The following is a 410-nucleotide window of genomic DNA, read 5'->3' on the forward strand; positions in this document are numbered from 1 at the left end:
AATCAATAATTATTTCATCACATAGATTAGATATAATAAAAAATATTTGTAATCGTATAATTATTTTAAAAGACAATAATATAATTCTCGATAAATATACAAAAGATTTGAACAATCTTGACACTGAAACGATTAATTCATATTTGAAAGGTGATTAGCTTGAATAATAAAATATTTGGAATTTTCCTGTGTATTTCTTTTCTTGTATTTAGCACTTCTTTAATATTTGGGGTTTTATTGTCACAATCTTCTAGTAAAACTGTAGATTATGATCTGAATTTCTTGAATATTTTCATGAGAAATTTGTTAGTTTGTATATTATTAATAATGGGTTTTTTTTCTTTAGGAATTATTTCATTAACCTTATTATCTATAAACTCAAGTATATTTGGAGCTATATTTAAACAATA

At 21.5% G+C, this 410-nt stretch carries 1 protein-coding gene; it reads left to right on the forward strand.

Annotated elements, in window-relative coordinates; translation table 11 throughout:
• Positions 1-159 precede the first annotated feature (159 nt).
• Positions 160-410: hypothetical protein (locus CD122_RS12215; protein ID WP_420852961.1), on the forward strand; the 251-nt coding region annotated here is incomplete at its 3' end.

The organism is Staphylococcus rostri, from assembly GCF_002902145.1.
Classification (GTDB): Bacteria; Bacillota; Bacilli; order Staphylococcales; family Staphylococcaceae; genus Staphylococcus; species Staphylococcus rostri.